At 38.6% G+C, this 24,867-nt stretch carries 26 protein-coding genes; 21 read left to right on the top strand and 5 right to left on the bottom strand.

What is annotated here, in order from left to right; translation table 11 throughout:
* Positions 1-742: 742 nt before the first annotated feature.
* The 4 genes from T529_RS0112105 to T529_RS0112090 all read left to right on the top strand — a co-directional run bounded on the left by T529_RS0112105 (position 743) and on the right by T529_RS0112090 (position 4,217).
* A complete protein-coding gene (locus T529_RS0112105) occupies positions 743-1,039 on the top strand; it encodes a type II toxin-antitoxin system RelE/ParE family toxin (RefSeq protein ID WP_033163852.1) in 297 nt (98 codons plus the stop codon).
* A 29-nt stretch (positions 1,040-1,068) separates the two neighbouring features.
* The gene (locus T529_RS0112100; RefSeq protein ID WP_033163851.1) at positions 1,069-2,121 is read left to right on the top strand and encodes a HigA family addiction module antitoxin; all 1,053 of its coding nucleotides are present in this window, start codon (positions 1,069-1,071) and stop codon (positions 2,119-2,121) included.
* Entirely contained in the window at positions 2,122-2,403 is a 282-nt protein-coding gene (locus T529_RS0112095; RefSeq protein ID WP_202962310.1) for a uroporphyrinogen decarboxylase/cobalamine-independent methonine synthase family protein, read from the top strand. It abuts the gene before it with no gap.
* A 137-nt stretch (positions 2,404-2,540) separates the two neighbouring features.
* Positions 2,541-4,217: a hypothetical protein gene (locus tag T529_RS0112090; protein WP_051647002.1), complete on the top strand. Its 1,677-nt coding sequence runs from the start codon at positions 2,541-2,543 to the stop codon at positions 4,215-4,217.
* 50 nt (positions 4,218-4,267) lie between these two features.
* Here T529_RS0112090 and T529_RS0112085 read toward each other — a convergent pair whose 3' ends face one another.
* A complete protein-coding gene (locus T529_RS0112085) occupies positions 4,268-4,543 on the bottom strand; it encodes a hypothetical protein (RefSeq protein ID WP_033163850.1) in 276 nt (91 codons plus the stop codon).
* 132 nt (positions 4,544-4,675) lie between these two features.
* Here T529_RS0112085 and glpK point away from each other — a divergent pair, with 132 nt between their 5' ends.
* Entirely contained in the window at positions 4,676-6,172 is a 1,497-nt protein-coding gene (gene glpK / locus T529_RS0112080) for a glycerol kinase GlpK (RefSeq protein WP_033163849.1), read from the top strand.
* 32 nt (positions 6,173-6,204) lie between these two features.
* Here glpK and T529_RS0112075 read toward each other — a convergent pair whose 3' ends face one another.
* Positions 6,205-6,645 (bottom strand): MerR family transcriptional regulator, encoded by a 441-nt coding sequence (locus tag T529_RS0112075; protein WP_033163848.1) that lies wholly within the window; start codon positions 6,643-6,645, stop codon positions 6,205-6,207.
* Between the two features lie 94 nt (positions 6,646-6,739).
* Between T529_RS0112075 and T529_RS0112070 the strand changes: the two genes are divergently transcribed.
* Both T529_RS0112070 and T529_RS0112065 read left to right on the top strand, forming a co-directional pair.
* A complete protein-coding gene (locus tag T529_RS0112070) occupies positions 6,740-7,738 on the top strand; it encodes an alpha/beta hydrolase (protein ID WP_033163847.1) in 999 nt (332 codons plus the stop codon).
* 111 nt (positions 7,739-7,849) lie between these two features.
* Positions 7,850-9,037 (top strand): oxygen-binding di-iron domain-containing protein, encoded by a 1,188-nt coding sequence (locus tag T529_RS0112065; RefSeq protein WP_033163846.1) that lies wholly within the window; start codon positions 7,850-7,852, stop codon positions 9,035-9,037.
* A gap of 19 nt (positions 9,038-9,056) precedes the next feature.
* Here the strand turns inward: T529_RS0112065 and T529_RS0112060 are convergent, their stop codons facing one another.
* Together T529_RS0112060 and T529_RS0112055 are read right to left on the bottom strand one after the other, a co-directional pair.
* Positions 9,057-9,551 (bottom strand): hypothetical protein, encoded by a 495-nt coding sequence (locus T529_RS0112060; RefSeq protein WP_033163845.1) that lies wholly within the window; start codon positions 9,549-9,551, stop codon positions 9,057-9,059.
* Between the two features lie 17 nt (positions 9,552-9,568).
* Positions 9,569-10,360: a DUF1295 domain-containing protein gene (locus T529_RS0112055; protein WP_033163844.1), complete on the bottom strand. Its 792-nt coding sequence runs from the start codon at positions 10,358-10,360 to the stop codon at positions 9,569-9,571.
* Positions 10,361-10,492: 132 nt separating this feature from the next.
* On the opposite strand from T529_RS0112055, the gene T529_RS0112050 reads away from it, so the two are divergent.
* The gene (locus T529_RS0112050) at positions 10,493-11,011 is read left to right on the top strand and encodes a TetR/AcrR family transcriptional regulator (protein WP_051647001.1); all 519 of its coding nucleotides are present in this window, start codon (positions 10,493-10,495) and stop codon (positions 11,009-11,011) included.
* 52 nt (positions 11,012-11,063) lie between these two features.
* Here T529_RS0112050 and T529_RS0112045 read toward each other — a convergent pair whose 3' ends face one another.
* Positions 11,064-12,665, bottom strand: coding sequence for a putative polysaccharide biosynthesis protein (locus tag T529_RS0112045; RefSeq protein ID WP_033163843.1), 1,602 nt, complete (start codon positions 12,663-12,665; stop codon positions 11,064-11,066).
* Between the two features lie 240 nt (positions 12,666-12,905).
* On the opposite strand from T529_RS0112045, the gene pyrF reads away from it, so the two are divergent.
* From pyrF to T529_RS13410, 13 genes are all read left to right on the top strand, one after another.
* Entirely contained in the window at positions 12,906-13,613 is a 708-nt protein-coding gene (gene pyrF, locus T529_RS0112040; RefSeq protein WP_033163842.1) for an orotidine-5'-phosphate decarboxylase, read from the top strand.
* Positions 13,614-13,615: 2 nt separating this feature from the next.
* Positions 13,616-14,257 (top strand): orotate phosphoribosyltransferase, encoded by a 642-nt coding sequence (pyrE, locus tag T529_RS0112035; protein ID WP_033163841.1) that lies wholly within the window; start codon positions 13,616-13,618, stop codon positions 14,255-14,257.
* A gap of 43 nt (positions 14,258-14,300) precedes the next feature.
* Complete coding sequence (locus tag T529_RS0112030; RefSeq protein ID WP_033163872.1) at positions 14,301-15,104, top strand: ABC transporter permease; 804 nt, start codon at positions 14,301-14,303, stop codon at positions 15,102-15,104.
* Positions 15,105-15,115: 11 nt separating this feature from the next.
* Positions 15,116-15,937 (top strand): ABC transporter ATP-binding protein, encoded by an 822-nt coding sequence (locus tag T529_RS0112025; protein WP_033163840.1) that lies wholly within the window; start codon positions 15,116-15,118, stop codon positions 15,935-15,937.
* A gap of 14 nt (positions 15,938-15,951) precedes the next feature.
* Entirely contained in the window at positions 15,952-17,580 is a 1,629-nt protein-coding gene (locus T529_RS0112020; RefSeq protein WP_051647000.1) for a CDP-glycerol glycerophosphotransferase family protein, read from the top strand.
* A 12-nt stretch (positions 17,581-17,592) separates the two neighbouring features.
* A complete protein-coding gene (locus T529_RS12690; RefSeq protein ID WP_051646999.1) occupies positions 17,593-18,591 on the top strand; it encodes a glycerophosphodiester phosphodiesterase family protein in 999 nt (332 codons plus the stop codon).
* A 34-nt stretch (positions 18,592-18,625) separates the two neighbouring features.
* Complete coding sequence (locus T529_RS0112010; protein WP_033163839.1) at positions 18,626-19,336, top strand: IspD/TarI family cytidylyltransferase; 711 nt, start codon at positions 18,626-18,628, stop codon at positions 19,334-19,336.
* Entirely contained in the window at positions 19,336-20,352 is a 1,017-nt protein-coding gene (locus T529_RS0112005; protein ID WP_033163838.1) for a zinc-binding dehydrogenase, read from the top strand. The genes T529_RS0112010 and T529_RS0112005 overlap by 1 nt, the downstream gene beginning before the upstream one ends.
* 39 nt (positions 20,353-20,391) lie before the next feature.
* Complete coding sequence (locus tag T529_RS0112000; RefSeq protein ID WP_033163837.1) at positions 20,392-21,558, top strand: CDP-glycerol glycerophosphotransferase family protein; 1,167 nt, start codon at positions 20,392-20,394, stop codon at positions 21,556-21,558.
* 4 nt (positions 21,559-21,562) lie between these two features.
* A complete protein-coding gene (locus tag T529_RS0111995) occupies positions 21,563-22,666 on the top strand; it encodes a CDP-glycerol glycerophosphotransferase family protein (RefSeq protein ID WP_033163836.1) in 1,104 nt (367 codons plus the stop codon).
* Entirely contained in the window at positions 22,663-23,799 is a 1,137-nt protein-coding gene (locus T529_RS0111990; RefSeq protein ID WP_033163835.1) for a CDP-glycerol glycerophosphotransferase family protein, read from the top strand. The genes T529_RS0111995 and T529_RS0111990 overlap by 4 nt, the downstream gene beginning before the upstream one ends.
* A complete protein-coding gene (locus tag T529_RS0111985; RefSeq protein ID WP_033163834.1) occupies positions 23,799-24,542 on the top strand; it encodes a CPBP family intramembrane glutamic endopeptidase in 744 nt (247 codons plus the stop codon). Before T529_RS0111990 ends, T529_RS0111985 begins: the two co-directional genes overlap by 1 nt.
* A gap of 98 nt (positions 24,543-24,640) precedes the next feature.
* Positions 24,641-24,867, top strand: a 227-nt coding sequence (locus T529_RS13410; RefSeq protein ID WP_033161655.1) for a helix-turn-helix domain-containing protein, incomplete at its 3' end; no start/stop codon positions are given.

The raw sequence follows: 24,867 nt of genomic DNA, 5'->3' as shown, positions 1-24,867 counted from the left end.
TGCCTCATGTGAGATTGGTAATAAGCTTACAGAACATGAACAATGGAAGAAAATCCAGCTTGTCAAGCTTGTCGCCCAAGAAGTCTGGGGATAATGCATACATGACCTTTAGCTCTTAAGAGTTAGAGGTCTTTTTTGCATGTAAATAAAAAAACTCCCGATTGTCTAGGGCCATTCAAGTTTCAACAGAGAAATAAAGAAAGTGGCCTCGTATTATAATAGTACTGCGGCTATCAACTGCAATACAGAATAAGAGGACACTTTCATGTCATATAATAATGAATTACACAGTTTATCAAATTGTAAATATCATATGCTTTTGTACTAAATGTATTTTATGAAGCTCATATCAAAGAAATTGTATAGTTTTAAGACAACTATGTGAATGGAAGGGCATCAACATTCTTGAAGTAGAAGCGTGTGATGATCATGGGTATTTGTTGATTGAATTCTAGCAAAGTATTCTGTTTTGGGAATAATGGAGATTGAATTGGTTCAAGGTCGAGAAAATGGAAGTGAAGAAATAAATGAACAATCAGTTGGTGTAGCTGCACAACCTAAAACGCGGTTTATACATCTTGGGTAGGCCGCAACTGGAAAGCCACCGGCTAAGCCGATGGATATTTATTTTGTCATAGCCCTAACAATTTACCCTTTAGGTAAATGGATAACGTTGACATTTATAGCAATTAAGGATACAATATATTTACCTCAAAGGTAAACTCACGAAAGAGGTGACGAATTGGAAATTACATATAAGTCTCGCAAGATTGAAAAGGTGTGTACAATCGCAAGCGAGGCAGAAAAGAAGTACGGTCTAGAAATGGCCGAAAAAATCCATCAGCGTATAGATGAAATAGATGCATCCGATACTATTGAAGAGATGGTTCAATTCCATATTGGAAGATGTCATCCATTAAAAGGAAATCGCAAAGGTCAATACGCAATGGATTTAGTTCATCCCTATCGACTGGTTTTTGAGAAAATAGGGAATAAAATTCAAATTGCAAAGGTAATGGAAATTGTTGATTATCATTAAATTTCCGTTTCATCTAAGGAGGTATTACGATGGTGAAAAGTCGCAGTTTTATTGCAACACCACCGGGAGCAACTATTAAAGAGCAGTTGCTTGATAGAGGACTTAGCCAGAAAGAATTTGCAGTACGCATGGGTATGTCCGAGAAACATATTAGCAGATTAATCAATGGCGAAGTTCAGTTGACTCCTGATGTTGCTGTTCGTTTAGAAATGGTATTAGGTATTCCTGCTAAGTTTTGGAATAGACTAGAAGCCACTTATCGTGAAAAACTTGTAAAAGCAAACGCTGAAAATGACATGGATGCTGATAAGGAACTTGCAAAAAAACTACCTTATCGTGAAATGTCTAAAAATGGTTGGGTTCCTGAGACAAGAGATACAACCGAAAAGGTTATTTATCTTAGAAAATATTTTGAAGTTGTAAACCTTGAGATTATTAAGAATATGCAATTGTCAAAAATAGCATGTCGTAGATTGGCTGAAACAGAAAAAAGTAATCTTGCTCTATTGGCATGGGCACAGAAAGCTAAGTTGGAAGCTCGTACTATTGAGACTTCATTGATTGATTTAAAAACGCTTAAGAACAGTTTATTAGAAATAAGAAGCATGACTACAATGAATCCTTCTGAATTCTGCCCAAAGTTGATTGAGCTATTATCCAACTGTGGCATTGCACTTGTATTTCTTCCTCACATTGGAGGCTCCTTCCTGCATGGTGCAACTTTCTACGACGGAAACAAAATAGTTGTTGGCTTAACAGTTCGCGGCAAAGATGCAGATAAATTCTGGTTTAGCCTATTCCATGAGCTTGGTCATATTTTGCTTGGCCACATCAATCAGCCAAATGGAACAACAGAAGAAGATGAAGATGCCGCTGACAGCTTTGCAAGAGAAATACTCATTCCTACAGAAGAATTCAAGGCATTTACTGCTCAAAATGATTTTTCAAAAGAAGCTATTTGTGCCTTTGCTCAAGAAAAACACATTCTTTGTGGAATTGTTGTGGGACGTCTGCAAAAGGAAGGCTTCATAAACTATAATCGCTTTAATGATTTAAAGACCAAATATATATTATCAGCGTAAATATCGGATGTAAGAAGTGGTGGCTTTGAACCACTCAAATATGTCTCTGGTGATAAGAAGGTTGTTCTAGGCTTAGTTACGACAAAATCACCATTACTTGAAAAGAAAGAAGATATTATTGCCCGTATTCATGAAGCCAGCAAGTATGTTCCATTGGATCGTCTCTATCTCTCTCCACAATGTGGCTTTGCCTCATGTGAGATTGGTAATAAGCTTACAGAACATGAACAATGGAAGAAAATCCAGCTTGTCAAGCTTGTCGCCCAAGAAGTCTGGGGATAATATATTTAGATCTATAGCTAAATAGCTGTAGGTCTTTTTTCAAATTCAGAAAGAATAATGAAAGCGAATACATCATGTGATAATATCCTGATAGGAAGATATGAAGGGAGAATATTATTAAACTCAAACAAACACTTTTGGCAGGCTCATTATCACTTGCCATGATTCTATCGCTTTCAACGGTTGCTTCTGCTTCAAACAAGTTCAATTTTGAACAGAATACAGCCACAGACAACACCTATGGCTATGTCGATAGCGAAGTCGATCAATTTAAAACCTATACGACATATGTCAAAGGCAAAAGCCTGGATACAAAGCTCTATAAGCCTGTTAGTGGTGATACACTTGTCGTTGTATTCCATGGAAATGGAGAAGGTGGCGTAGAAGGCAAAACCAACAACTATACACAACTTGCCGGTAACAGACTGGCTGTAACTTATACAGAAAAGGAAATCCAGGAAAAATTCAAAGGGGCTTATGTTCTCTCATTCCAGGCTCCTGAAGACTGGTACCATGATCATACTGCTGAAGCAAAGCAGGTTATTGATCAGGCATGCAAAGAATTTGGTATTAAGCAGAAGTTCGTTTCTGGCTTATCTGCAGGTGGTCTGATGAGCGAAAGAATGCTTAGCACTTATCCTGATTTTTTTGATGGCGCTTTATTCTCATGTGCAGCAATTGCCAAAAATGGCACTTATGTCGAAGGACTTGGTGGTGACTACACACTTGATTATTCATCAATGACGGATGAAAACACTTTGCCCGATGACTTAGACAAGCCAGAAGATGGATCTAAGCATAATCAGACACTCAAGCTACAAAGACCAGCGGACTTCAATGCATATCTTAGCAACTACAATACATGGCTTGACAAGATTGCCCAAAGCAAGACACCATTATTCATGGTACATGCCCAAAATGATAATACGATTGCTTCATCATGGACAAAGTATGCCTATAAATACATAAGTACTCAACGTCAGCAGCTAGAAAACAACACACCAACATATTATCAGATCATTGATGATACAAACTATGATACAACAACATCATGGAGTCAGCACTGGTCATGGATAAAAATGTTGAATAATGATGTTACAGATAGTACAAACACAATCAAAACAATTGATTTCATTACATCATTGTCTACATCCAAGAATACATATCAAGAAAAAGAAACATCATTACCATTAGCCGGTAAGAGTGATCAAGAGAATACTTTTAAATTCAATCTTGTTGCCAAGGTCAAAGATGATGGTGAAAAAGTCACAACAGCCATTATTGATTTAGCTGGCAAGAAACTCAAAGATACAAATCTTGATGCGAAAATGTTTAAAGTAACAGCCTATGCAACTGATGCTACGGGCATTGCAAGCTCACAGAGTGCTAATTATGGTAATCTTATTCAATATACAGCTGATAAGCCTGAAGAAATTGCGGTTGAAAAGGCTGAAGTTGACAGTCAAGGCAATATCGTCTTAACACTCGCTAATGAAGGTGTCCTCAACTATACAGCTCCATCTTCAAGAAACCTTCCAATGATCATGCACTATGCGATTGCACCAATGACATTGGCATTTGTCGAAGAAGAAAACCCAGCACCTGTTACACCAGCAAAAGAAAAACAACAAACTCCAGATACGAAGAAAACACCTGCAAAGGCACAGACTGTCAAACCTAAAGCTCAAGCTAAAACGAAGACAAAAGTTGTCAAGAGCGGAGATAGCACAACAATCCTTCCATATGTTGGCATTGCTGTTGTGGCCTTAGTTGTCATCATCCTGCTTCTTACAAAGAAAAAGAAAAACCAATAAGAAAAAAGAGAATTCTATCATTTGATAGGATTCCCTTTTATTTTAAATATCTATTTTTTGACTAAGAAATTCCAAATTGAACTTACCGATGAAGAAGGTTCAAGACGGGTGATTTCGCTTAAGAATCTTAAGCCACTGCCACCAAGATTGTTTTGCGTGGCAAGCTCTGAAAGAGCAATCTTTGTTTCTAAGAGAACTCTGTTGTAGTCTTTATTCGCATTAAGATCGTTGTAGCCTTTTTCAATGATGTTACGAACACCTGGAATAAGTGTCTGATCTTCTAATGTCTTTTTGAAGAAGGATTTCATCTCTTCATGTCTGCTCATAAGATCTCACTTCCTTTTTACAACGTATTGTATCACGTCTATAAGAAATGTGTTAGAAAGAATTTCTAAAGTTTTATGTAAACTTAAGTGAAGCGAAGGATTGTGCTAGAATAGAGACATGGGGTGATTTTTATGGACCAATATATTATGGCTTTGGATTCAGGAACGACATCCAATCGCTGTATACTTTTCAATCATAAGGGTGAGATTGTTTCAGTAGCACAAAGACCATTTACCCAGATCTATCCACAGCCAGGCTGGGTTGAACATGATGCCAATGAAATATGGGCAACGCAGCTGTCTGTCGCTGTTGAAGCTATGCAGAAAATCAACTGCACTGCTAAACAGATCAAGGCCATTGGCATAACGAACCAGCGTGAAACAACAATCGTCTGGGATAAGCATACGGGAGAACCTATCTATAATGCCATCGTCTGGCAATGCCGCCGCAGTGCCGAGTATTGCGATATGTTGAAAGAGAAGGGCTTAACTGAACTCTTTAAAGAAAAGACAGGACTCTTGCTTGATGCCTACTTCTCCGCTACAAAGCTTCATTGGATTTTGGAAAATGTCGAAGGGGCAAGAGAAAAGGCGGAAAAAGGAGACTTGCTGTTTGGAACGGTGGACACTTGGCTGATCTGGAAACTGACAAAAGGCAAAGTACATGCCACTGATTACAGCAATGCTTCAAGAACGTTGATGTTCAATATTCATACATTAAAATGGGATGATGATATTCTAGAGATTCTCGATATCCCGTTAAGCATGCTTCCAGAAGTCCAGCCTTCAAGTTATATCTATGGTGAAGCGGACAATGAATTTCTTGGCAGCAGTATTCCCATTGCCGGTGTTGCCGGAGACCAGCAGTCCGCCCTCTTTGGCCAGAACTGTTTTCATGAAGGTGATGTCAAGAATACCTATGGTACAGGTGGCTTCCTGTTAATGAATACAGGCAAAAAGCCTGTTCAAAGCAAAAATGGCCTTGTCACAACGATTGCCTGGGGGATTGGTGATGAAATCACCTATGCCCTAGAAGGTTCAGTCTTTGTCGCTGGGGCGGCTATCCAGTGGCTAAGAGATGAAATGCGTTTGATCGATAGTTCGGATGACTCAGAATATATGGCCAACAAAGTGCCTGATACAAATGGATGCTATGTCGTGCCAGCTTTTACCGGGCTTGGTGCACCCTATTGGGATCCTTATGCAAGAGGTACGATTGTCGGCATAACCCGCGGTGTCAACAAATATCATATCATTCGTGCCACACTCCAGTCATTAGCCCTGCAGGCAAATGATGTCATCAGAGCGATGGAAAAGGACAGCGGCATTGAATTATCACAATTAAGAGTTGATGGCGGGGCAAGCGCCAACAATCTTCTTTGTCAGATGCAGTCAGACTTTTCCCTAGCACCAGTCATTCGCCCAAAATGCGTAGAAACAACAGCCATGGGTGCAGCCTATCTCGCTGGACTGGCAAGTGGTTACTGGCAAAGTTTAGAAGAGATTTCAAAGAACTATCAGGTTGACATGACTTTTAATAGCCAAATGAATCTTGATGAACGTAGAGCAGAAATTCATAACTGGCATAAAGCTGTCAAAAGAAGCCTTCGCTTTGCGATTGATGATTAAAAGAGCAGGATGAATAAAATCCTGCTCTCTTTTTAGTTTTCATGTGATGAATTATAGAATTGCTGGATAGGAGAAGGCAAGTTATGTGGAATCAAAGCATTAATATGGTCTTCATTCCCATCCTGCATAGCCTGATCATAATACCAGCACTTAAATGCCAACATATCAAGGGTCTTTTGGAGCTGCTGCATCTCTTTTTCTACAGCCTTTCTTCTCTCTTCAAATAGAGCTTTACGCTTTTCATAAGTTGAAGGACCTTCAGAACACCATTCCATGAACTGTTTAATCTCTTTGATTTCAAGACCTGACTTCTTTAAACATTCAATCACTCTGATAGCTTCAATTTCATTATCACTAAATTTACGGATACCTGATACACGCTGCATATTAGGGAATAAACCTTCTTTATCATAATAACGCAATGTAGATACAGGCAAATCAAACATCTTTGAGACTTCACCAATCGAATACATAAAAATCCCCCATTAATACTTGACTTAAAGTTAACTTTATGTTCTACAATGACAGTGTACTATGAAATAAGCAGAAATGCAAAGGAGGCAATCAATGTTTAAGAAAGAAGCATTAAAATTAACCCAAGAATGGGATAAGACATTTGATAAGAGTGATCTTGTAGATCATGAAAAAGTAACATTTGTGAATCATTTTGGAATCACTTTAGCAGCTGATCTTTATACACCTAAAAGTAAAGAAGACAAGATGAAAGCTCTTGTTGTATGTGGTCCTTTTGGGGCTGTGAAAGAGCAGGCTTCAGGACTCTATGCCCAGACGATGGCTGAAAGAGGCTTTGTTACAATGGCCTTTGATCCATCATTTACCGGTGAATCAGGAGGTAATGCTCGTGATGTTTATTCCCTTGATATCAATACTGAAGACTTTCAGGCAGCCATCGATTTTATCAGCCAGCTAAACTTTGTAGATAAAGAAAAGATTGGGATTATTGGTATTTGTGGATGGGGGTGTATTGCCTTAAATGCAGCTGCCAATGATCCACGTATTAAAGCAACAGCAGCCATCACAATGTATGATATGCCACGTGTTGGTGCCTGGGGCTATTTTGATGAAGGCAGTGCTGATGCCCGTTATGAAACAAAAAAGACAATAGCTTCACTACGTACAAAAGAGTACTTAAGTGACACATTAGAAAAAGCTGGAGGATGCTTAGAATATCCTGCACCTGATGATGTTCCGGACTTCGTCAAACAATATAGTGCCTACTATAAGACAAAACGTGGCTATCATCCTCGCTCAGTGAATTCCAATGCCGGCTGGGTCCTACAGTCAACAACAGGCTGGATGAACAATGCCATTCTGACTCATCCTGAAGACTTAAGAAATGCCGTACTTATTGTTCATGGAGAAAAAGCCCATAGCCGCTATATGGGAGAAGACACATTTAAGAAGCTGCAAGGTGACAACAAGGAATTATTGATTGTCGAAAATGCCACACATACAGACTTATATGATGGTGGTGAACATCATTATATTCCTTTTGACAAGATTAATGCTTTCTTCAACCAGTACTTAGTTGATGAAAAGAAATAAAATATCAATATGAAAAGACCAAACTATTAGGTTTGGTTCTTTTTGTTTTTACAACAACATTCATAGAGAGAGGAGTTTGGTAGAGTGGAATAAGGAAAGAGGTATAAAGAAATGAAGAAGAATGTGAAGAATAATGTTTACTGGATAGGCTATATGGATTGGGACTTGCAGACCTTCCATGGGGATGATTATACCATACATCATGGCAGCTCCCAGAATGCCTATTTGATTCAAGAAGAGAAAACAGTCTTGATGGATACGGTATGGGCACCCCATCAGTTTGAATTCATTGAAAACCTACAATCAGAAATAGATTTAAATACAATCGACTATATTGTTGTGAATCATGGCGAGAATGATCATTCAGGAAGTCTTCCTGCTTTAATGAAGCTTATTCCTGATACACCTATTTACTGCACAGCTAATGCGGTTAAATCATTGGAAGGACAATATGGTAAGCAGGGATGGAATTTCCATGTTGTCCATACGGGTGATAGCTTGGATATTGGTCATGGCAAGAAACTGATATTTGTGGAAATGACATTCTTGCATTGGCCTGATTCCATGGCTACCTACTTAACGCAAGATAATATCCTATTCTCGATGGATGCCTTTGGACAACATATTGCCGTAGAAGGGCTATTTGAAGATCAAGCCAATCAAGAACAAATCTTCAATGAAGCGATGCGCTATTATGCGAATATTGTTGCTCCATTTTCACCATTGGTGACTAAGAAGGTTAAGGAAATTGTAGCGATGGATCTTCCAATTGATATGATTGCTCCAAGTCATGGTGCAATCTGGAGAGAAAATCCTTTAAAGATTGTTGAAGCTTATGCATCTTGGGCTAATCGTTATCAAGAAGATCAAATCACTGTTGTCTATGGCACTGAGTGGCATGGGACAGAGAAGCTTGCTTATGCGCTTGCGAAAGAAATCCATAAACAGTCACCCCAGACTGTTGTAAAGGTCTTTAATGTGGATCATACAGAAAAAGATGATATTGTTTTTGAAATCTTTAAATCAAAAGCGATTGCTGTCGGTTCACCAACAATCCTTAATGGCATCTTGGCAAGTATGGCAGGCTTTCTCTATTACTTGAAATCACTCAAATATAAAGGAAAGAAGGCTGCTGTCTTTGGATGCTATGGCTGGAGTGGTGAAGGCAATAAAGTGCTTCGTGAAATGCTGGAAAAAGCAGGATTTGATGTCATAAGTGATGAAATCAAATCTTCATTCAATCCCGAAAAAGAAGAATATGATCAGATACCACAACTTGTCAAAACATTATTAGACTAAAAAAGGCCACTCTGGCCTTTTATACTAGTATTCCTAACATGATACAAAATTGTGACAAAGTATTAATGCATTGTTCTTTCCAGTTCGCCTTGGCATCATGGCTATCCTGATGCTTACCAAGATAACCAAGATAAATAAGACCGGCCATACCAATCAGAAAGAACAGGTATGAAGGGAACTTTGTGATATGGGCAATGATGGCTGTTACTGACCATTTTGTATGATCAATAAACAAAGCTAATAAAGCAAGCAAGAATCCTAGGGGCATAAGATAGCGCAATTGGATATTGAAGAAACGTATATCACGATGGGCTAGGGCAATAATGAGTTTCCAGCTAACTTTCAATAAACCAGCTAGAATAACGAAGAATATCCCGGTAAGAAAAAGAAGACTAGGAAAATGCATAGCAATAAAGATGGCGCTGATTGTAAAGAATAGAACAGGCAGACAATCCATCAAAGCCATGGACAGTGTAAACCCTTTTGGGACACTGTCTTTTCTTTCTGTATTCATAAAATCAACCTTCTTTATTAGGCAACAAGCCATTTATGTTTTTTGACTGAATAGAGTGGGATAAAAGGAATCATGATAGGGGTACTGTTCTTATAAGCGATATATTCAGGATCGTTGCCATAATTTTTATCCTGGCGAATCTCTAAACGACGAGCACCACCAAACATGACATAAATAATACCTAAATAACCAATAAGAGCACAGATCCATTCAAGGGCATTATGATAGACATTAAGACCGGAGACGAAGACCCCAGTCCAAAAGATCATCTCTCCTAAATAGTTAGGACAACGCACTATTTTAAATAATCCTTTATCGACAAAACGTCCTGGATTGATTTTCTTGGCTTTATTTTTTTGTAAATCAGCTGTTGTTTCTAAAATGAGACCAGTAAGTGAAATGATGAAACCTATAATACAGAAAAGATCTGTTCCCTTATGATTAACTAAACGGAAGAAGACTGGTGATGTTTCTAAAACATATAATAGTGCCGCAGAAACCCAGATACCGACTTTGGCAATGAAATTCACACTATCATTTCCCTTCACTTCACCTTTCATTCTTCGATTATAAGCTGTCTTGACTTCACGATAGGATAAATAGCCAGCTAAACGACAGCCATAGAGAATAAAGAGTATAGAAGCGAAAAGTGTGCCGATAGTAAGCTGATTTCTAAAAATCACAAGCAAGCCAGCCCCAATGAAAGCTACGGCCGCACCATAACCAATTGAGATAAACCAGACATATTTGTAGAAGCCAATCGCACTTGCGAAAAGCGACAAAACTAAAATAATGAAAAAGCTATTCATATTTTTTACCTCACTTCTTATTGTTTATTAACTTGATTGCTATATAATAATTATAGCGACAAGTGTCGTTATAATCAACAATGGATGATTTCATGCATACGAATCGCAACAACAAAAGGGGGATGTCGCATTATGAGAAGAAAGAATCTAGATCACAAATTAATACAAGGCTATATCGAAGAAGCGTTATTTAAACTGATGGAAAAGAAGGACTTTGAGAAAATCTCAGTCGGGGAGATTGCTGAAGTCGCAGGTGTACATCGGGCAACATTTTATCGACACTTTACATCAAAAGAAGATGTTGTTGTACAATATCTCTCAAACTTGCTTACTTCATCACAAGACCAAGCTCTTCTTAAGATAAATTTTAAAGCCTATATCCTTCCTGTCTTTCAAGCCCTTTATGATCATAAAAGAGAAATGCTTTGTATTCATCATGCTCATTTGTCATCTCTTTTAAGTCATGTATTAGAAGATTATTTTGATTTCCATGAGCTCTTTTTACCAACAGAAAAACAATCTCATCTTGATCAAGAAGATTATGCGATGGCTTATCGTATTGGTGGTATATATTTTTGTTTAGTGTTGTGGCTTTGTCATGATATGGGCGAAACACCAGAAGAGATGGCACAAATGGCTGCATCACTCTAAAAGAAAACAGGTATGAGCGTTCATACCTGTTTTTAAAATACTTTTTATTGTCCTAATGTTTTAGTTTTCTTAGAATTCTATTTAAATAAGGAATCTGATTAAGCTGTTCCTCTCTTCCCTGATAGAAGAAGATAATTACAACAAAGTAGATGACGATACCAAGAAGCACACTGAGCATTAATGGCAGGAAGACACGTCTTGTCAACATGAAGAGTAATTGATAAATGCCATAGACACCTACACCCATAATAACTGATGCGATAATTGGAATCATGAAGAGACGCTTTGGATGATATTTGTAGTGTGTAAGCTTTTTCATTGCCCGCTGGTTTGTAATACACATCTGGAAGGCATAGACCATTGTGCCAAGAGGAAGTGTATAGACAGCATAGGCATTAGGTACAACGACAATCAATAGAACAAGGACAATCGCATGAACAATTAATGCATTGATGGCATTCTTAAGTGGGACATTGACAGCCCCAATAGCCTGCAGGATACCATTGGATAATGTCGATAAGCCATAGAATATTGTTGCAGGAGCACCAATTGTTAAACAGAGGGAAGCCATCTTGATCGTTTCTTTCTGTGGGAAGAGGACGCCCATGATAGGATAGCTCAGAACTGCTAAGCCTACAGCACAAGGAATAATGACAAGCATTGTCACTGAAATAGCTGAATCAATGGAAGAACGAACATCTTTCATGTTTTTTAAGGCATAGCTGCCAGAGATGGCGGGAATGGATGCTGTCGACATCGCACTCGCTAGAGCGACAGGCACATTCATCAGAACAACATACTTGCCGGCATAAACACCATAGCTCTTGATGATATCAGTATGATTCATGCCCTTTAAGCCCATGCCAATCTGGTAGATATACATATCGATTGTGGCAACAAGGTTATAGACACATGTGGCAATGATAATTGGTGTGACAATAGTAAGTATGGCATGAAGAATTTGTTTGCCATCTTCAACATAAGGATCAGCATTGCTTTCATCACTCATATGCTTTCCTCTAGTTAGGAACATAAAGAACAAGAAAGCTAAAGCAATCGCCACACCTGCACCTGTACCTAGCGCACTACCACCAGCACCCATGCTTGCTTTGAGATGGGGCTGATTGAGATATGGCTTGACAAATAAGTATGCGGCAAGAACGGAAACAATGGCATTGAAGATCTGTTCAAGAATCTGTGAGATGGATGTATAGACAGTTGTTGAATAAGCCTGGAAATAGCCTCTTAGAACACCAACTAAGCCGGATAGGAAGATTGTTGGACAAAGAATACGTAAGGCAAAGATGGCTCCTTTTGGCACAATCCAAGGTGCAAGCACAAAGGCAAGTAATGCGGCAATCCCAGAAACAACAGTGACATATAAAATCGCATACTTGAAAATCTTTCTTGCATGATCATATTGATTTAAGACGATCTTCTCACTAATCAGTTTACTAATGGCAGTAGGAATAGAATAAGATGATATCAACAAGACTAATGAATATATATTATATGCAGTAGAATAGTAGCCGTTACCTTCATCGCCGATCATGGCAGTCAAAGGACTACGGTACAGTACGCCAATAATACGCACAAGTATGCCAGCTAAAGCGAGAATACCGGCTTGTTTGACGATTCGCTGTGATTTATTCAAAGCAATTTCCTCCTCTTAACGCGTTGATTATACCATTATCATATAGAAAAAGCTATGAATTCTCTTTTTTGAGTGAAAAGTGTCTTTTTCTCTACACGGAGCGAGATATTCAGCCTATATTTTTCTCATATAGCCTACTTGAAATTCGCTTTTTTATGTGAGAATAAGGGAATTTCTTAAGTGTTTGTTTGCATTGGCGTGAATTATGCTATAATGTCGATAGCATGGAGGATTGTACTTATGAAAAGTAATGTATGTATTGCTTTAGACTTTCAAACAAAACAAGAAGTGCTTGATTTTTTAGATCAGTTCACCAATGAGTCCCTATATGTCAAGGTTGGCATGGAACTCTTTTATGGCGAAGGGGCAAGCATTGTAGAAGAAATCAAGAAGAGAGGACATCGTATCTTCTTGGACTTGAAACTTCACGACATTCCTAATACGGTCAAACAGGCAATGAAGCAGCTTGCAAAACTTGACGTTGACTTAGTCAATGTGCATGCATCAGGCGGCATTGCCATGATGAAGGCCGCACTAGAAGGCCTTGAAGAAGGCAAGATTGGTGCCCATCGTCCTAAGATTATTGCGGTGACATGTTTAACTTCACTTGATCAGGATGTACTTGATCATCAATTACTGATTCATGAACCACTTAATGATGTCGTTCTCAAGTGGGCAAGTAATGCGAAAGAAGCCGGGCTTGATGGCGTTGTCTGCTCACCACTTGAATCAAAGCTCATTCATGACCATTTAGGTTTAGATTTCATGACGGTTACACCTGGCATTAGACTTGCAGGAAGCTCTGTCAATGACCAGAAACGTGTGACAACACCTGCTTTAGCGAAAGAACTCACTTCAACAGAGATTGTTGTGGGACGTTCAATTACTAAGGCTGATGATCCTGTTGCAGCCTATCATCAATGCTTAAAAGAATTTCAAGGAGAATAAGAATGGAAAATAGAGAAAGAAAAATCGCAAAAGACTTATTATCAATTAAAGCAGTGTTCTTAAAGCCAAGTGATCCTTTTACTTGGGCAAGTGGCATTAAATCGCCAATCTATTGTGATAACCGTTTAACGCTCTCTTATCCTGCTGTAAGAAATGATATTGAACAGGGCTTAGCTGATTTAGTCAAAGAATGCTTCCCACAGGCTGAAGCTTTATTTGGCACTTCAACAGCTGGTATTGCCCATGCAGCCTTAGCCGCTGATATCCTTGACATGCCTATGGGCTATGTGCGTGGCAGCAACAAGTCTCATGGCCGTCAGAACAAGATTGAAGGTGTCTATAAGCCAGGCATGAAGGTTGTTGTTGTGGAAGATCTTATTTCAACAGGTGGTTCTTCATTAGAAGTTGTTGATGCTTTAAGAGAAGCTGGTGTGATTGTTTTAGGCTTAGTCGCTATCTTTACTTATGGCTTGCCTGATGCAGCAAAAAACTTTGCCGAAAAGAATTGTCCATATATGACATTATCAAACTACGATACACTTATTGAAGTTGCCGTAGAAGAAAACTATATTCATGAAAATGAACTCAATAAGCTTAAAGCTTGGAAAATGAATCCTCATGATGAAAGCTGGATCAATCAATAAGTGTTAAAGATTTATTTAAGGGGGTCAACACATGTTTGACAATATCAAAAAGAGCGTTAAATATGTCATAAGCGAAAACCTCAATAATACCTTCCGTATCTATTCCATTTCAAAATACGAAGTTCTTGCCACGGCAAGAGACAGTAAGCTTGGGCTTTTCTGGAACTTCGCCAATCCGGTTATTCAGTGTCTGACATACTGGTTTGTCTTTGGCTTGGTTTTTGATAAGAAGGCTGTGGATGGCATTACTTATATCTGGTGGATGCTTGGAGGAATGGTCTGCTGGTTCTTTATTTCACCATGCATTACTGATGGCTGTAATGCGGTTTTCTCAAAAATCAATATTATCACGAAGATGAAATTCCCGGTTTCCGTATTACCGGCAACAGTCGTCTTTACAAAGCTCTTTGACCATTTCTGTTTGATGATTATTCTGACAGTCTTACTGGCGTTTGGTGGCTATTATCCATCTTTGCATTGGTTAGGGCTTGTTTATTATTGCTTCTGTGCAATTGTCTTTGGTATTTCTCTGTCACTTACGACAAGTGTGCTTAATATGCTTGCTCGTGATATGCGTAAGTTAGTTCTTGCATTGATGCGACTCTTGCTTTATATGACACCAATACTATGGAATATCAAGACATTACCAGGCTATCTTCAAAGACTCATGCTGACAAACCCAATTTATTATATTGTCCAGGGCTATCGTGATTGCTTCTTCTATCATAAAGGCTTTATGTTTTATAAGTATTCGATGGTAAGTTTCTGGGCTATTACAATCTTCTTATTTGTATTTGGTAGTACAATGATGTATAAATTTAAAGCGAAGTTCGTAGACTTTATTTAGGAGGTATTGCTTTGGAAACTGAGTATGCGATTGTGGCACGTCATGCCTCAAAAATCTATGAGCTGAGAGGAAAGAATAAAAATGAACAAGGCCAGAAGTTCTATGCCTTGAAAGATTTAAACTTTGCGATTGAAAAAGGTGAAGTTGTCGGTGTTCTTGGGACAAATGGGAGTGGGAAATCAACCATTTCTATTATCCTAGCAGGCATCTGTGATCCTGATGAAGGTGAAATCACAGTCAATGGCACTCAGGCTCTTATTGCCATCAATACCGGCCTTAACCAGCAGTTGACGGGAATGGAAAATATTGAGCTGAAAGGGGCCTTGCTTGGCTTAAGTAAGCGTCGTATTAATGAAATTAAAGCTGGGGTTATTGAGTTCGCGGAAATCGGTGATTTCCTCTATCAGCCTGTTAAGACTTATTCTTCTGGTATGAAATCAAGACTTGGCTTCTCGATCAATCTTTGTTTAAATCCTGATATTATGATTGTCGATGAAGCATTATCTGTTGGTGATAAAGGCTTTGCGGCCAAGTGCTTGAATAAAATGAAGGAACTGCGTGATGAAGGCAAGACTATTGTCTTTATTTCTCATAACCTTTCCCAGGTTCGTGACTTCTGTGATAGTGCCATGTGGATTGAAGGCGGAATGCTAAGAGAATATGGTGATATCGATGAAGTATGTAATGACTATGCTGAATATGTTGATTATTACAACGGTTTAAAGAAAAAAGAAAAGGATGCGGAAAGAGATCGTAAGTTTGCCAAGAGAATTATCAAGAATTCTAAACGTACTTTTGGTGATAAATTCTTCTCGGCTATCCGCACCCGTTAGTTAGGAGTTATCTCATGCGAGAAAAAAGAAATCTCATTATCACAAATGTATCAATAAAACGTATTATGGTGCATATCGAAGGAGAAAATACCAATCCTGATCTGCATGTTAAACAGTTATTGTTAAGAGACTATATGACAAATGATCGTCTCGTCCCTAACAATATCACATGGCAAGATCAGCATTTTTCTCTTTCTTTTAACTTAATGTCACTCAATAATGAAGAACCTATGCATAGTGGAGACTGGTATCTGATTGGTATCGATCAGAAGGAAAGAATGCATGAGGTCTATCCATTAGCAGACTTATGTGAGGCCATGAAGGTAAGAACCTTCAATATAAGCAATCAATATAACGCTTATTTCATTAAATCCAACAGCAATAAGTTTGTGGCAGAAAGTAAAATCGATGAAGATAATGCTTCCTACTATCTAAAAATACAATACAATATCCCAAAACCTCCACTCTCATCATTACAGAAATGGAAACGCAATATGCATAAGCGCAAAACAGCGTTGCGTCAGGGTGCTTATGTCAAAGTCTTTAATTTTTGGAAGCATTTCAATAAGGAGGATGGCAACCGTATTCTCTTTACATCTTCTTCAAGAAGTGAGATTGGTGGTAATGAGAAGTTTGTTTATGACCGCATGGTAGAAAGAGGCGTGGATAAGCAATTCCATATTGATTTCTCCTATAAGGAATCCATTAAGAGCTACCGTAGTCCACTCTCAAAGTTCTCTTTCGCAAGAAAGCTTGCGATGGCGAATATTATTATCTGTGATGACTATCAGCCAGAACTCTATCTTGTTGACTACTTGCCCCATGTGGATATTATCCAGTTATGGCATGCCTGTGGCGCTTTTAAGACAGTCGGCTTAGAAAGACTAGGCAAGCCTGGAGCTCCTGCCTTCAATACCCGTATTCATAAGTGCTATACGGCCATGACTGTCTCATCACAGCTTGCGGCTGATCACTATGCTGAAGCATTTGGCATTCATGAAAGCAAGATCCTGCCTCTTGGTGTTCCAAGAACGGATATCTTCTTTTCTGAAGAATACAAGAAAGCGATTATTCCTCAAGTCGAAGCAGCTTTCCCAATGGTCAAGGATGCTAAGGAAGTTATTATGTATGCACCAACATTCAGAGGGGTTAATGCGAAAAATGCCAGCTTCCCAATGGATATGATTGACTTTGATGCCTGGGGTGAATACTTACATGAATCCCATTCAGTCATGTTGATCAAAATGCATCCTTTCGTTAAAGAACCACTGAATATTCCTGAACAATATCGTGATGTTATTGTTGATGCTTCTGCATATCGTGAAATTAATAATATGCTGTTTGTGACAGACTTGTTGATTACGGATTACTCATCCGTTATTTATGAATTCTCACTCTTCCATAAGCCAATGCTTTTCTATGCCTTTGACCGCATGAAATATGAAGCAGACCGTGGATTCTATGAACCTTATAGCGAGATGGTTCCAGGCAAGATCGTGCGAACTAGCGAAGAATTGCTTCACGCGATTAAGAAACGTGACTTTGAGTTTGAAAAGGTTGATCCATTTGTGAAAAAGAACTTCAAGTTCACTGATGGTAAGGCAACGGATCGTATTATTGATACATTAATTCTCAAGAAATAAGAAGGTGGCATAATGGCTACAGGAAAACATATCTATCCTCATCCTAAGTTCCCCACAAAGGAAACAGTAGGACTCAATCTTCATGAAACAAAAAATCTCAAAGCAACCATCTATCGTGGTAAGGGAGAGATTATTGAAGATACAATTATTTATAAAAGTGATAATCCTGAAATTGTTTCGATTGATGATCAGGGCAATGTAACAGCTCATAAAGAAGGCTATACTGAAATAACTGCCTATGGACGAGGCAAGACGGCAAGACTAGGCCTTGAAGTCTTTTCGGTTCCAAGGGGCATTAAAGGCTTTACGGCTCATCGTGGAGTCAGAAAGCTAGCACCGGAGAATACAATGGCGGCTTTTAAGCTTGCTGGTGAATATGGCTTTGATTATATTGAAACAGATATTCAGGTGACCAAAGATAAAAAGCTTGTTCTTTTCCATGATAATACATTAAAGAGAATGTATGGCTTGGCCGATAAGCATATTTGTGACTATACACTTGATGAACTGAAACAATTAAAGCTGACAGGTGGCAATGGTCTAAAAACATATCCTGATGAAAAGATTGTGACTTTTGAAGAATATCTTGCTTATATGTCAACAATTTCTTCAAAGCCCATGATTGAACTCAAGGATCCAACCCTATCCGATGAAAACAAGGATCAGCTTGTTGTTATTAAGAATATGATTGATCACTATGGCCTTGCTTCAAAAGCCCGTGTCACAAGTGCTATACTTGATAATATTGAAGCCTATGAGGCTATCAATGAAGAAAGCACTTTGGCATATATTGTTGAAGATCCAGCTTTTGATGACCTTGAACTCCTTCAAAAGCATCATTTCCTCTTCTCAATCAAGTATGAAGCAGCAAACAAGGATTTCCTACAGAAAGTGATTGACAGTGGACTAGAAGTGGATATCTGGATTATCAATGACAAAAAGACAGCTAAAGCCTTACTGAAATGGCCAATCACATCAATGACGAGCGATTTAGTTGTATTTGATCACTAATTAGACTATGATACATTCATAACGGAGGTAATTTATGATTTACGCAGAAATTCTCGCCGGTGGTAAGGGCACACGTATGGGAAATACAGAACTCCCAAAACAGTTCCTTATGCTTGGGGATAAACCTATTTTTATTCATACAGTTGAACAGTTTATGTTGAATAGACGCATTGATAAGATATTAATCTGCTGTCCAGAAGCCTGGATCAGCTATACAAAAGATACTTTAAAGAAGTATATTGCAGATCGTTCAAAAATCGTTGTCGTTAAGGGTGGGGCAAGTCGTAATGATACAATCATGAATGGCTTGAACTTCATTGAAAGTGAATATGGTCTTAATGATGATGACATCGTCTTAACACATGATGCTGTAAGACCATTCTTAACACAGCGTATTATTGATGATAATATTGATGGTGCTATTAAATATGGTGCTGTTGATACGGTAGTTGAAGCATTCGATACGATTGTACATTCAACAGATGGTGAAACGATTACAGACATCCCAGTACGTTCAGAAATGTACCAGGGCCAGACACCTCAGTCATTTAATCTTCCATTGTTGAAGAACTTCTTAGCATCACTTAGTGAAGATGAAAAGAATATCTTAACTGATGCATGTAAAGCACTTGTCATCAAGGGCACACCTGTTCATCTTGTCAGAGGTGAAGTCTACAATATGAAGATTACAACACAGCATGACTTAAAAGTCGCAAATGGTCTGGTAGAAGGGCAGAAAATCTAATGATTAATACAGTCTATCGTCTTATTGCACCTCGTCAAATTCGCAGTGATTTCGTTGATTTAACGATTGATGAAGAGAGAGTGATTATCAGACCAACTTATCTCTCTATCTGTGCTGCTGATCAGCGTTATTATACGGGTTCAAGAGGACGCGTTGTCATGAAACAGAAACTGCCAATGGCTCTTATTCATGAGGGCGTTGGTGAAGTTGTCTATGATCCAAAAGGTGAATATGAAGTTGGCACAAAGGTTGTCATGGTGCCTAATACACCAATGGAAAAAGACGATGTCATTAAAGAAAACTATTTACGTTCTTCACGTTTTAGAGCGAGTGGTTTTGATGGCTTCATGCAGAATGTAGTCAGCATGCGCCGTGATCTCATCATTCCTTTTACGCTCGATCCTGAAATTGCTGTATTGCTTGAACTGACATCAGTCGGTATGAACGCTGTTGAAACATTCAAGAAACATGCCCATGAAAGAAGACGCACGATTGGTGTCTGGGGAAATGGGAATGTTGGCTTTGTAACAGCGCTTATTCTAAGAAAAGCCTTTCCTGATGCTAAGCTCTATGTCTTTGGTGTACAGGAAAGAAAGAATCGCTATTTCTCATTTGCTGATGAAACATTCCTGATCAATGATATACCTGAAGATTTAAAGCTAGACCATGCCTTTGAATGCGTTGGCGGAAGAGGCTCGGAAGCAGCTATTAATCAGATTATTGATCTGATCAACCCACAGGGCACAATTAATCTGATGGGGGTATCTGAGAATCCTGTTGCAATCAACACCAGAATGGTTCTTGAAAAAGGATTGACGTTGCTTGGTAACAGCCGTTCGAACTATGATGATTTCAAGAAGTCTGTGGACTTCATGGAAGAATATGATGATGTTCGTGATTACTTATCAACAATTATTTCTGAAATCGTTGATGTCAAGACGACTAAGGACATGATTAAGGCATTTGAAAATGATTCTAACAATGACTTTAAGACAGTTATGAAATGGGATATCTAGGCAAACGTTGTTTGCCTATTTTTTCTAAGGGAAGAGATTATGAAAAGACTTATTGTACGCATTAGACGAAAACTGCGCTTCTATATCTTTAAACTTGTATGCCTCGTCATAGAATGCACACATCCACTTGATGAAGAAAAAATATGCTTTCTTTCAGATAACCGTGAGGTCATGGGAGGTAATCTTAAAAGCATTTATGAGTATCTTGAAGGCAGTTCATATAAGCGTGTTATTGAGTTCAAGAGAGACCGGAGAGTCCGTCGCACATATAAAGAAAAGCTGAGCTTAGCTTACAATCTCTCGACTTCACGCTATATTCTTCTAGAAGACCTCAGTACAGCCATCACCTATTTCCCTGTTCGCAAACATCAGGACGTAGTCCAGCTATGGCATGGGCCAGGTGCCTATAAGCGCTTTGGCTATTCAAGAAAGAAGACAGGGGAAAAGATTGGCACGATTCATAAAGGCTATAAGAAATATACAAAGGTCATTACAAGTGGTGAAAAGATCAGATGGTGCTATGCAGAAGCCTTTGGTCTTCCTTTAGATAAAGTCAAGGCAACTGGTTTTCCTAGAACTGATGATTTCTATCATCAGGATTACCTCGACCATGTCAAAGAAACATTCTATCAGCACTATCCAGAACTCAAAGACAAAAAGATTATTCTCTTTGCCCCAACATATCGTGGGGTGGTCCCACGTGATGCCACCTATGACTTCTCTAAGCTAGACTTAGATGCCTTATATGAAAAGTTCCATAAAGACTATGTCATTATTTTTAAATGGCATCCTGCTCTATATAACAACATTGTCATCAATAAGGTTAAAGCACCGGATTTTGAGAAATACAATGGTTTCTATCGTGATTTCTCTTTCTATCGTGATATTCAGGAACTCCTGGTTGTCTGTGATACGCTAGTTACAGATTATTCTTCGCTGATCTTTGATTATGTCCTTCTCAATAAGCCCATTGTCTATTATACTTATGATTTAGAAGACTATACGGGCTATAATGGTCGTGGTCTTTACTTTCCTTTTGAGACATATGTCTATGGGGAAGTTGCACACAATATGCCTGAACTGATCACAGCTTTACAAAAGGGTAATCTAGAAAACCAAAAGCGTAAAGTATTCTTTGAGACCTTCATGAATGCCTGTGACGGGCAGGCAACTCAGCGTGCTGCGCAATATATATTAAGAGGTTAACGACATGGAAAACATCCTCAAAATAGCCGCTCAGAAACTAAGATATCTAAGCCTTACAACTTACTATAACCACTATAAGAAACAACCAATCAATCAAAAACAAGTTCTTTTCCTTTCGCAAAGCCGAAAAGAACTTTCTGGTAATTTCTATTATATCCGTCAGGCTATGCAAGATCGCTTTATCGTAAAGTCAGTCCTTTCAGATGATTCTATTACCAATAAGATGCTGGCAAGATTGATGGCAGAGTCCCATTACATTCTTCTTGATGACTTCTATCCAGCCATCTATCCGGTGCATCTAAGAGAAGAAACGAGACTCATTCAGGTATGGCATGCGATTGGTGCTTTTAAGACCGTTGGCTACGCAAGAAAAAACAGCATGCTTACACTCACGCATCGTGGCTATACGGATGCAATTGTCTCTTCGCCATCTATCATCAATGACTATGCCAGGGCTTTTCATATGGATCCCCGGCATATTCATCCCATTGGCATACCAAGAAGTGATATCTTCTTTGATGAAACCTATGCCAAACAGATCAAAGAGGAACTCTACCGACAGCATCCCCAGCTAGAAAATAAAAAAATCATTCTCTTTGCCCCAACATTTAGAGGCAATAATATTCATCATGCCTATTATGATTATGATCAAATAGATTTTAAGCATTTACAAGAATCCTTGGGTGATGACTATTTCTGTATTATCAAGATGCATCCCTTTATTAAGCAAAGAAGTCAAGTACTCGATTCCCATTTCTTTTTAGACCTATCCAGCCAAAGAGAAATCAATGACTTGCTTTTTATCACTGATATCCTGATTACGGATTATTCATCAGTCATCTTTGAAGCAAGCCTGCTTAATATTCCTACAATCTTCTTTGCCTATGACCTAGAAAACTATATCAGTGAACGTGATTTCTTCTATCCATACGCAGAATATACCTATGGGCCAGTTGTGAAGAATGAAGAAGAACTTGTTAAGGCAATCAGGCATCCTGTTATTGATCAGCAGAAACTTGAACGCTTTAAAGAGAAGTTTGTGGCATCATGTGATGGGCATGCCAGTGAACGTTTTGTCGAAGTCTTATTAGAAGGTGGCAAGCTATGAGTATTGTTGTAAAAATTGGTATCTTTTTTATGAATATCATCTTTGCGATTATGAAGCTTCTTCCGGTGCAAAAGAAGATCACATATATCTCAAGACAGATGGACACAACACCTGTGGATTTCTCTTTAACCATCAAACAAATGCAAAAAGATCACCCTGAATATCGTCATGTCGTGCTTGCCAAGATGATTCATCCAGGACTGAAGGCAAAAATTGAATATGTGGGTCATATGTTTGTCCAGATGTACCATATTGCAACAAGTGAAGCTGTGATTCTTGATACTTATTGTATCTGCATCTCCGTCCTGCATCAGCGTAAAAACCTCGTCGTAATTCAGATGTGGCATGCCTTGGGTGCATTCAAGAAATTTGCTTATTCCATTCTTGATTGTCAGGAGGGCAGCTCTTCGAAAGTCGCAAAGCTTATGCATATGCATGAAAACTATACCTATGTTCTTTCAAGCTCACCTTATGCCGCAAAGTTCTTTGCCGAGGCTTTCCATGTCAGAGAAGATCAGATGCGCATCTATCCCTTGCCCAAGACAGACTTGCTGGTGGATGAAGAAAGAAAGGCAGCCATTATTAATCGTATTGATGAAGCTTATCCAGAACTTAATGACGGCAAGAAAATCATTGTTTATGCTCCAACTTTCCGTAAGACCCATGATCATCTTCAAGAAGGCATTGAAGCATTAATTAAAGAAATTGATTTTGAAAAATATCACTTTGTCCTAAAGCTTCATCCCTTATCATCTATTACCATAGATGATCAAAGAGTGATCAATGATCATATATTTTCATCGTTGGAATTCTTTCATAAAGCTGATATCATAATAACTGATTATTCAGCTGTGCTCTTTGAAGCATCATTATTACATAAACCTATTTATTTCTATGATTTTGATTATGATTTCTATAAAATAGGACGTTCATTCTATATTGATTATCAGCATGATATGCCTGGATATATGTCACCTAATCCTAAAGACTTAATGCGGGCTATCGACAATAATCATTATGATTACAAGAAGCTTCAAGATTTCAGCCATATGATGATCAGTCCGTATCAAATCAGCTATACAAAGGACTTTACCGATTTTCTCTATCACACACTAAACAAGGAGGCGTTGTAATGGAAAATACGAGAAAAATAAAAAACGCATATTTCCAAAGACAGCTCACTGGCACACAATCAGCCATTGGCTTGCTTGTCCTTTTGCCACTCTATGCCATTTTTGGATCACGCATCGCTACAGCCTTGATGAAGCTCTCAATGGTGCTATTTGACTACCGTCTAACAAGAACAGCTCTGAGTAGCTATTTGAATCTTGTCTTTGGCATTATGATGCTTATCTTGCTTGTTCTTTTATTAAGAGGTTACTTAAAGGATAACTGGAAAGACTTCATGAAAAACAAGCGTTCAATCTTTATAAAAGGCCTTATGACTTTTGTTTTAGTCTATCTGGCAAATTATATTGGTACAATTGTTGTCATGCTGATGGGCGGGGCAAGCAATTCTGCTAATCAGGCTGGTATCGAACAGATTCTAAGCCGTGTTCCTGTTCCCATGATTCTCTATGCTGTACTGGTTGGTCCTGTTGTTGAAGAATTGATGTTTAGAGGCATCATCTTTACTACACTGCGCCGCAGGCATCGTAAACTTGCCTATATCATCACAGCCTTAGCCTTTGGCTTAGCTCATGTCTATGCTTCTATTCTTTCAGGCAATGTCAGCGAGATCGTTCAGATCTTCCCTTATTTCTTTGCCGGCCTTGTCTTCTGTTATAGTTATGAGTCAAGCAACAATATCTTTGCCTCAATCATCGGGCATATGGGCAATAACTTAGTGGCTGTACTTCTTGCTTTATTCATATAGATAAATTATCATAACAAGTGCAACACATGAAAAGTTCATAGGAATTATCTATGCTACTATGTGAGTGACCAAAAAAAACATAGAATGGAGATAAGCCTATGAACTATAACCATATTAACATAAATGAGCGTTCCTGCATCTATCAATTTCTCACTCTGGGCATGAGTATACGCGGGATTGCAAAGGCACTTCATAGAAGTCCTTCCACCATTTCCCGAGAGATAAAAAGAAATTCATACCGTACCTGGAGCAATTTCAAGGAGCATGATAGATATATTCCTGTAAAAGCCCAGGAAAAATATGAAGAAAGAAGGACCAGATGCCA

The organism is Sharpea azabuensis DSM 18934 (assembly GCF_000702165.1).
In the GTDB taxonomy this organism is placed as follows: Bacteria; Bacillota_I; Bacilli_A; order Erysipelotrichales; family Coprobacillaceae; genus Sharpea; species Sharpea azabuensis.
The sequence above is the reverse complement of the archived record's forward strand: the minus strand, read 5'-3'. Positions and strand labels throughout refer to the sequence as shown.

Coding starts and splice junctions, on each gene's coding strand:
- T529_RS0112060 (WP_033163845.1), bottom strand. CDS start 9,551: ATGAATACAGAAAGAAAAGACAGTGTCCCAAAAGGGTTTACACTGTCC.
- T529_RS0111995 (WP_033163836.1), top strand. CDS start 21,563: ATGGAAAACATCCTCAAAATAGCCGCTCAGAAACTAAGATATCTAAGC.
- T529_RS0112070 (WP_033163847.1), top strand. CDS start 6,740: ATGTTTAAGAAAGAAGCATTAAAATTAACCCAAGAATGGGATAAGACA.
- T529_RS0112085 (WP_033163850.1), bottom strand. CDS start 4,543: ATGAGCAGACATGAAGAGATGAAATCCTTCTTCAAAAAGACATTAGAA.
- pyrF (WP_033163842.1), top strand. CDS start 12,906: ATGAAAAGTAATGTATGTATTGCTTTAGACTTTCAAACAAAACAAGAA.
- pyrE (WP_033163841.1), top strand. CDS start 13,616: ATGGAAAATAGAGAAAGAAAAATCGCAAAAGACTTATTATCAATTAAA.
- T529_RS0112055 (WP_033163844.1), bottom strand. CDS start 10,360: ATGAATAGCTTTTTCATTATTTTAGTTTTGTCGCTTTTCGCAAGTGCG.
- T529_RS0112050 (WP_051647001.1), top strand. CDS start 10,493: ATGAGAAGAAAGAATCTAGATCACAAATTAATACAAGGCTATATCGAA.
- glpK (WP_033163849.1), top strand. CDS start 4,676: ATGGACCAATATATTATGGCTTTGGATTCAGGAACGACATCCAATCGC.
- T529_RS0112065 (WP_033163846.1), top strand. CDS start 7,850: ATGAAGAAGAATGTGAAGAATAATGTTTACTGGATAGGCTATATGGAT.
- T529_RS0112010 (WP_033163839.1), top strand. CDS start 18,626: ATGATTTACGCAGAAATTCTCGCCGGTGGTAAGGGCACACGTATGGGA.
- T529_RS0112005 (WP_033163838.1), top strand. CDS start 19,336: ATGATTAATACAGTCTATCGTCTTATTGCACCTCGTCAAATTCGCAGT.
- T529_RS0111985 (WP_033163834.1), top strand. CDS start 23,799: ATGGAAAATACGAGAAAAATAAAAAACGCATATTTCCAAAGACAGCTC.
- T529_RS0111990 (WP_033163835.1), top strand. CDS start 22,663: ATGAGTATTGTTGTAAAAATTGGTATCTTTTTTATGAATATCATCTTT.
- T529_RS0112100 (WP_033163851.1), top strand. CDS start 1,069: ATGGTGAAAAGTCGCAGTTTTATTGCAACACCACCGGGAGCAACTATT.
- T529_RS0112075 (WP_033163848.1), bottom strand. CDS start 6,645: ATGTATTCGATTGGTGAAGTCTCAAAGATGTTTGATTTGCCTGTATCT.
- T529_RS0112020 (WP_051647000.1), top strand. CDS start 15,952: ATGCGAGAAAAAAGAAATCTCATTATCACAAATGTATCAATAAAACGT.
- T529_RS0112000 (WP_033163837.1), top strand. CDS start 20,392: ATGAAAAGACTTATTGTACGCATTAGACGAAAACTGCGCTTCTATATC.
- T529_RS12690 (WP_051646999.1), top strand. CDS start 17,593: ATGGCTACAGGAAAACATATCTATCCTCATCCTAAGTTCCCCACAAAG.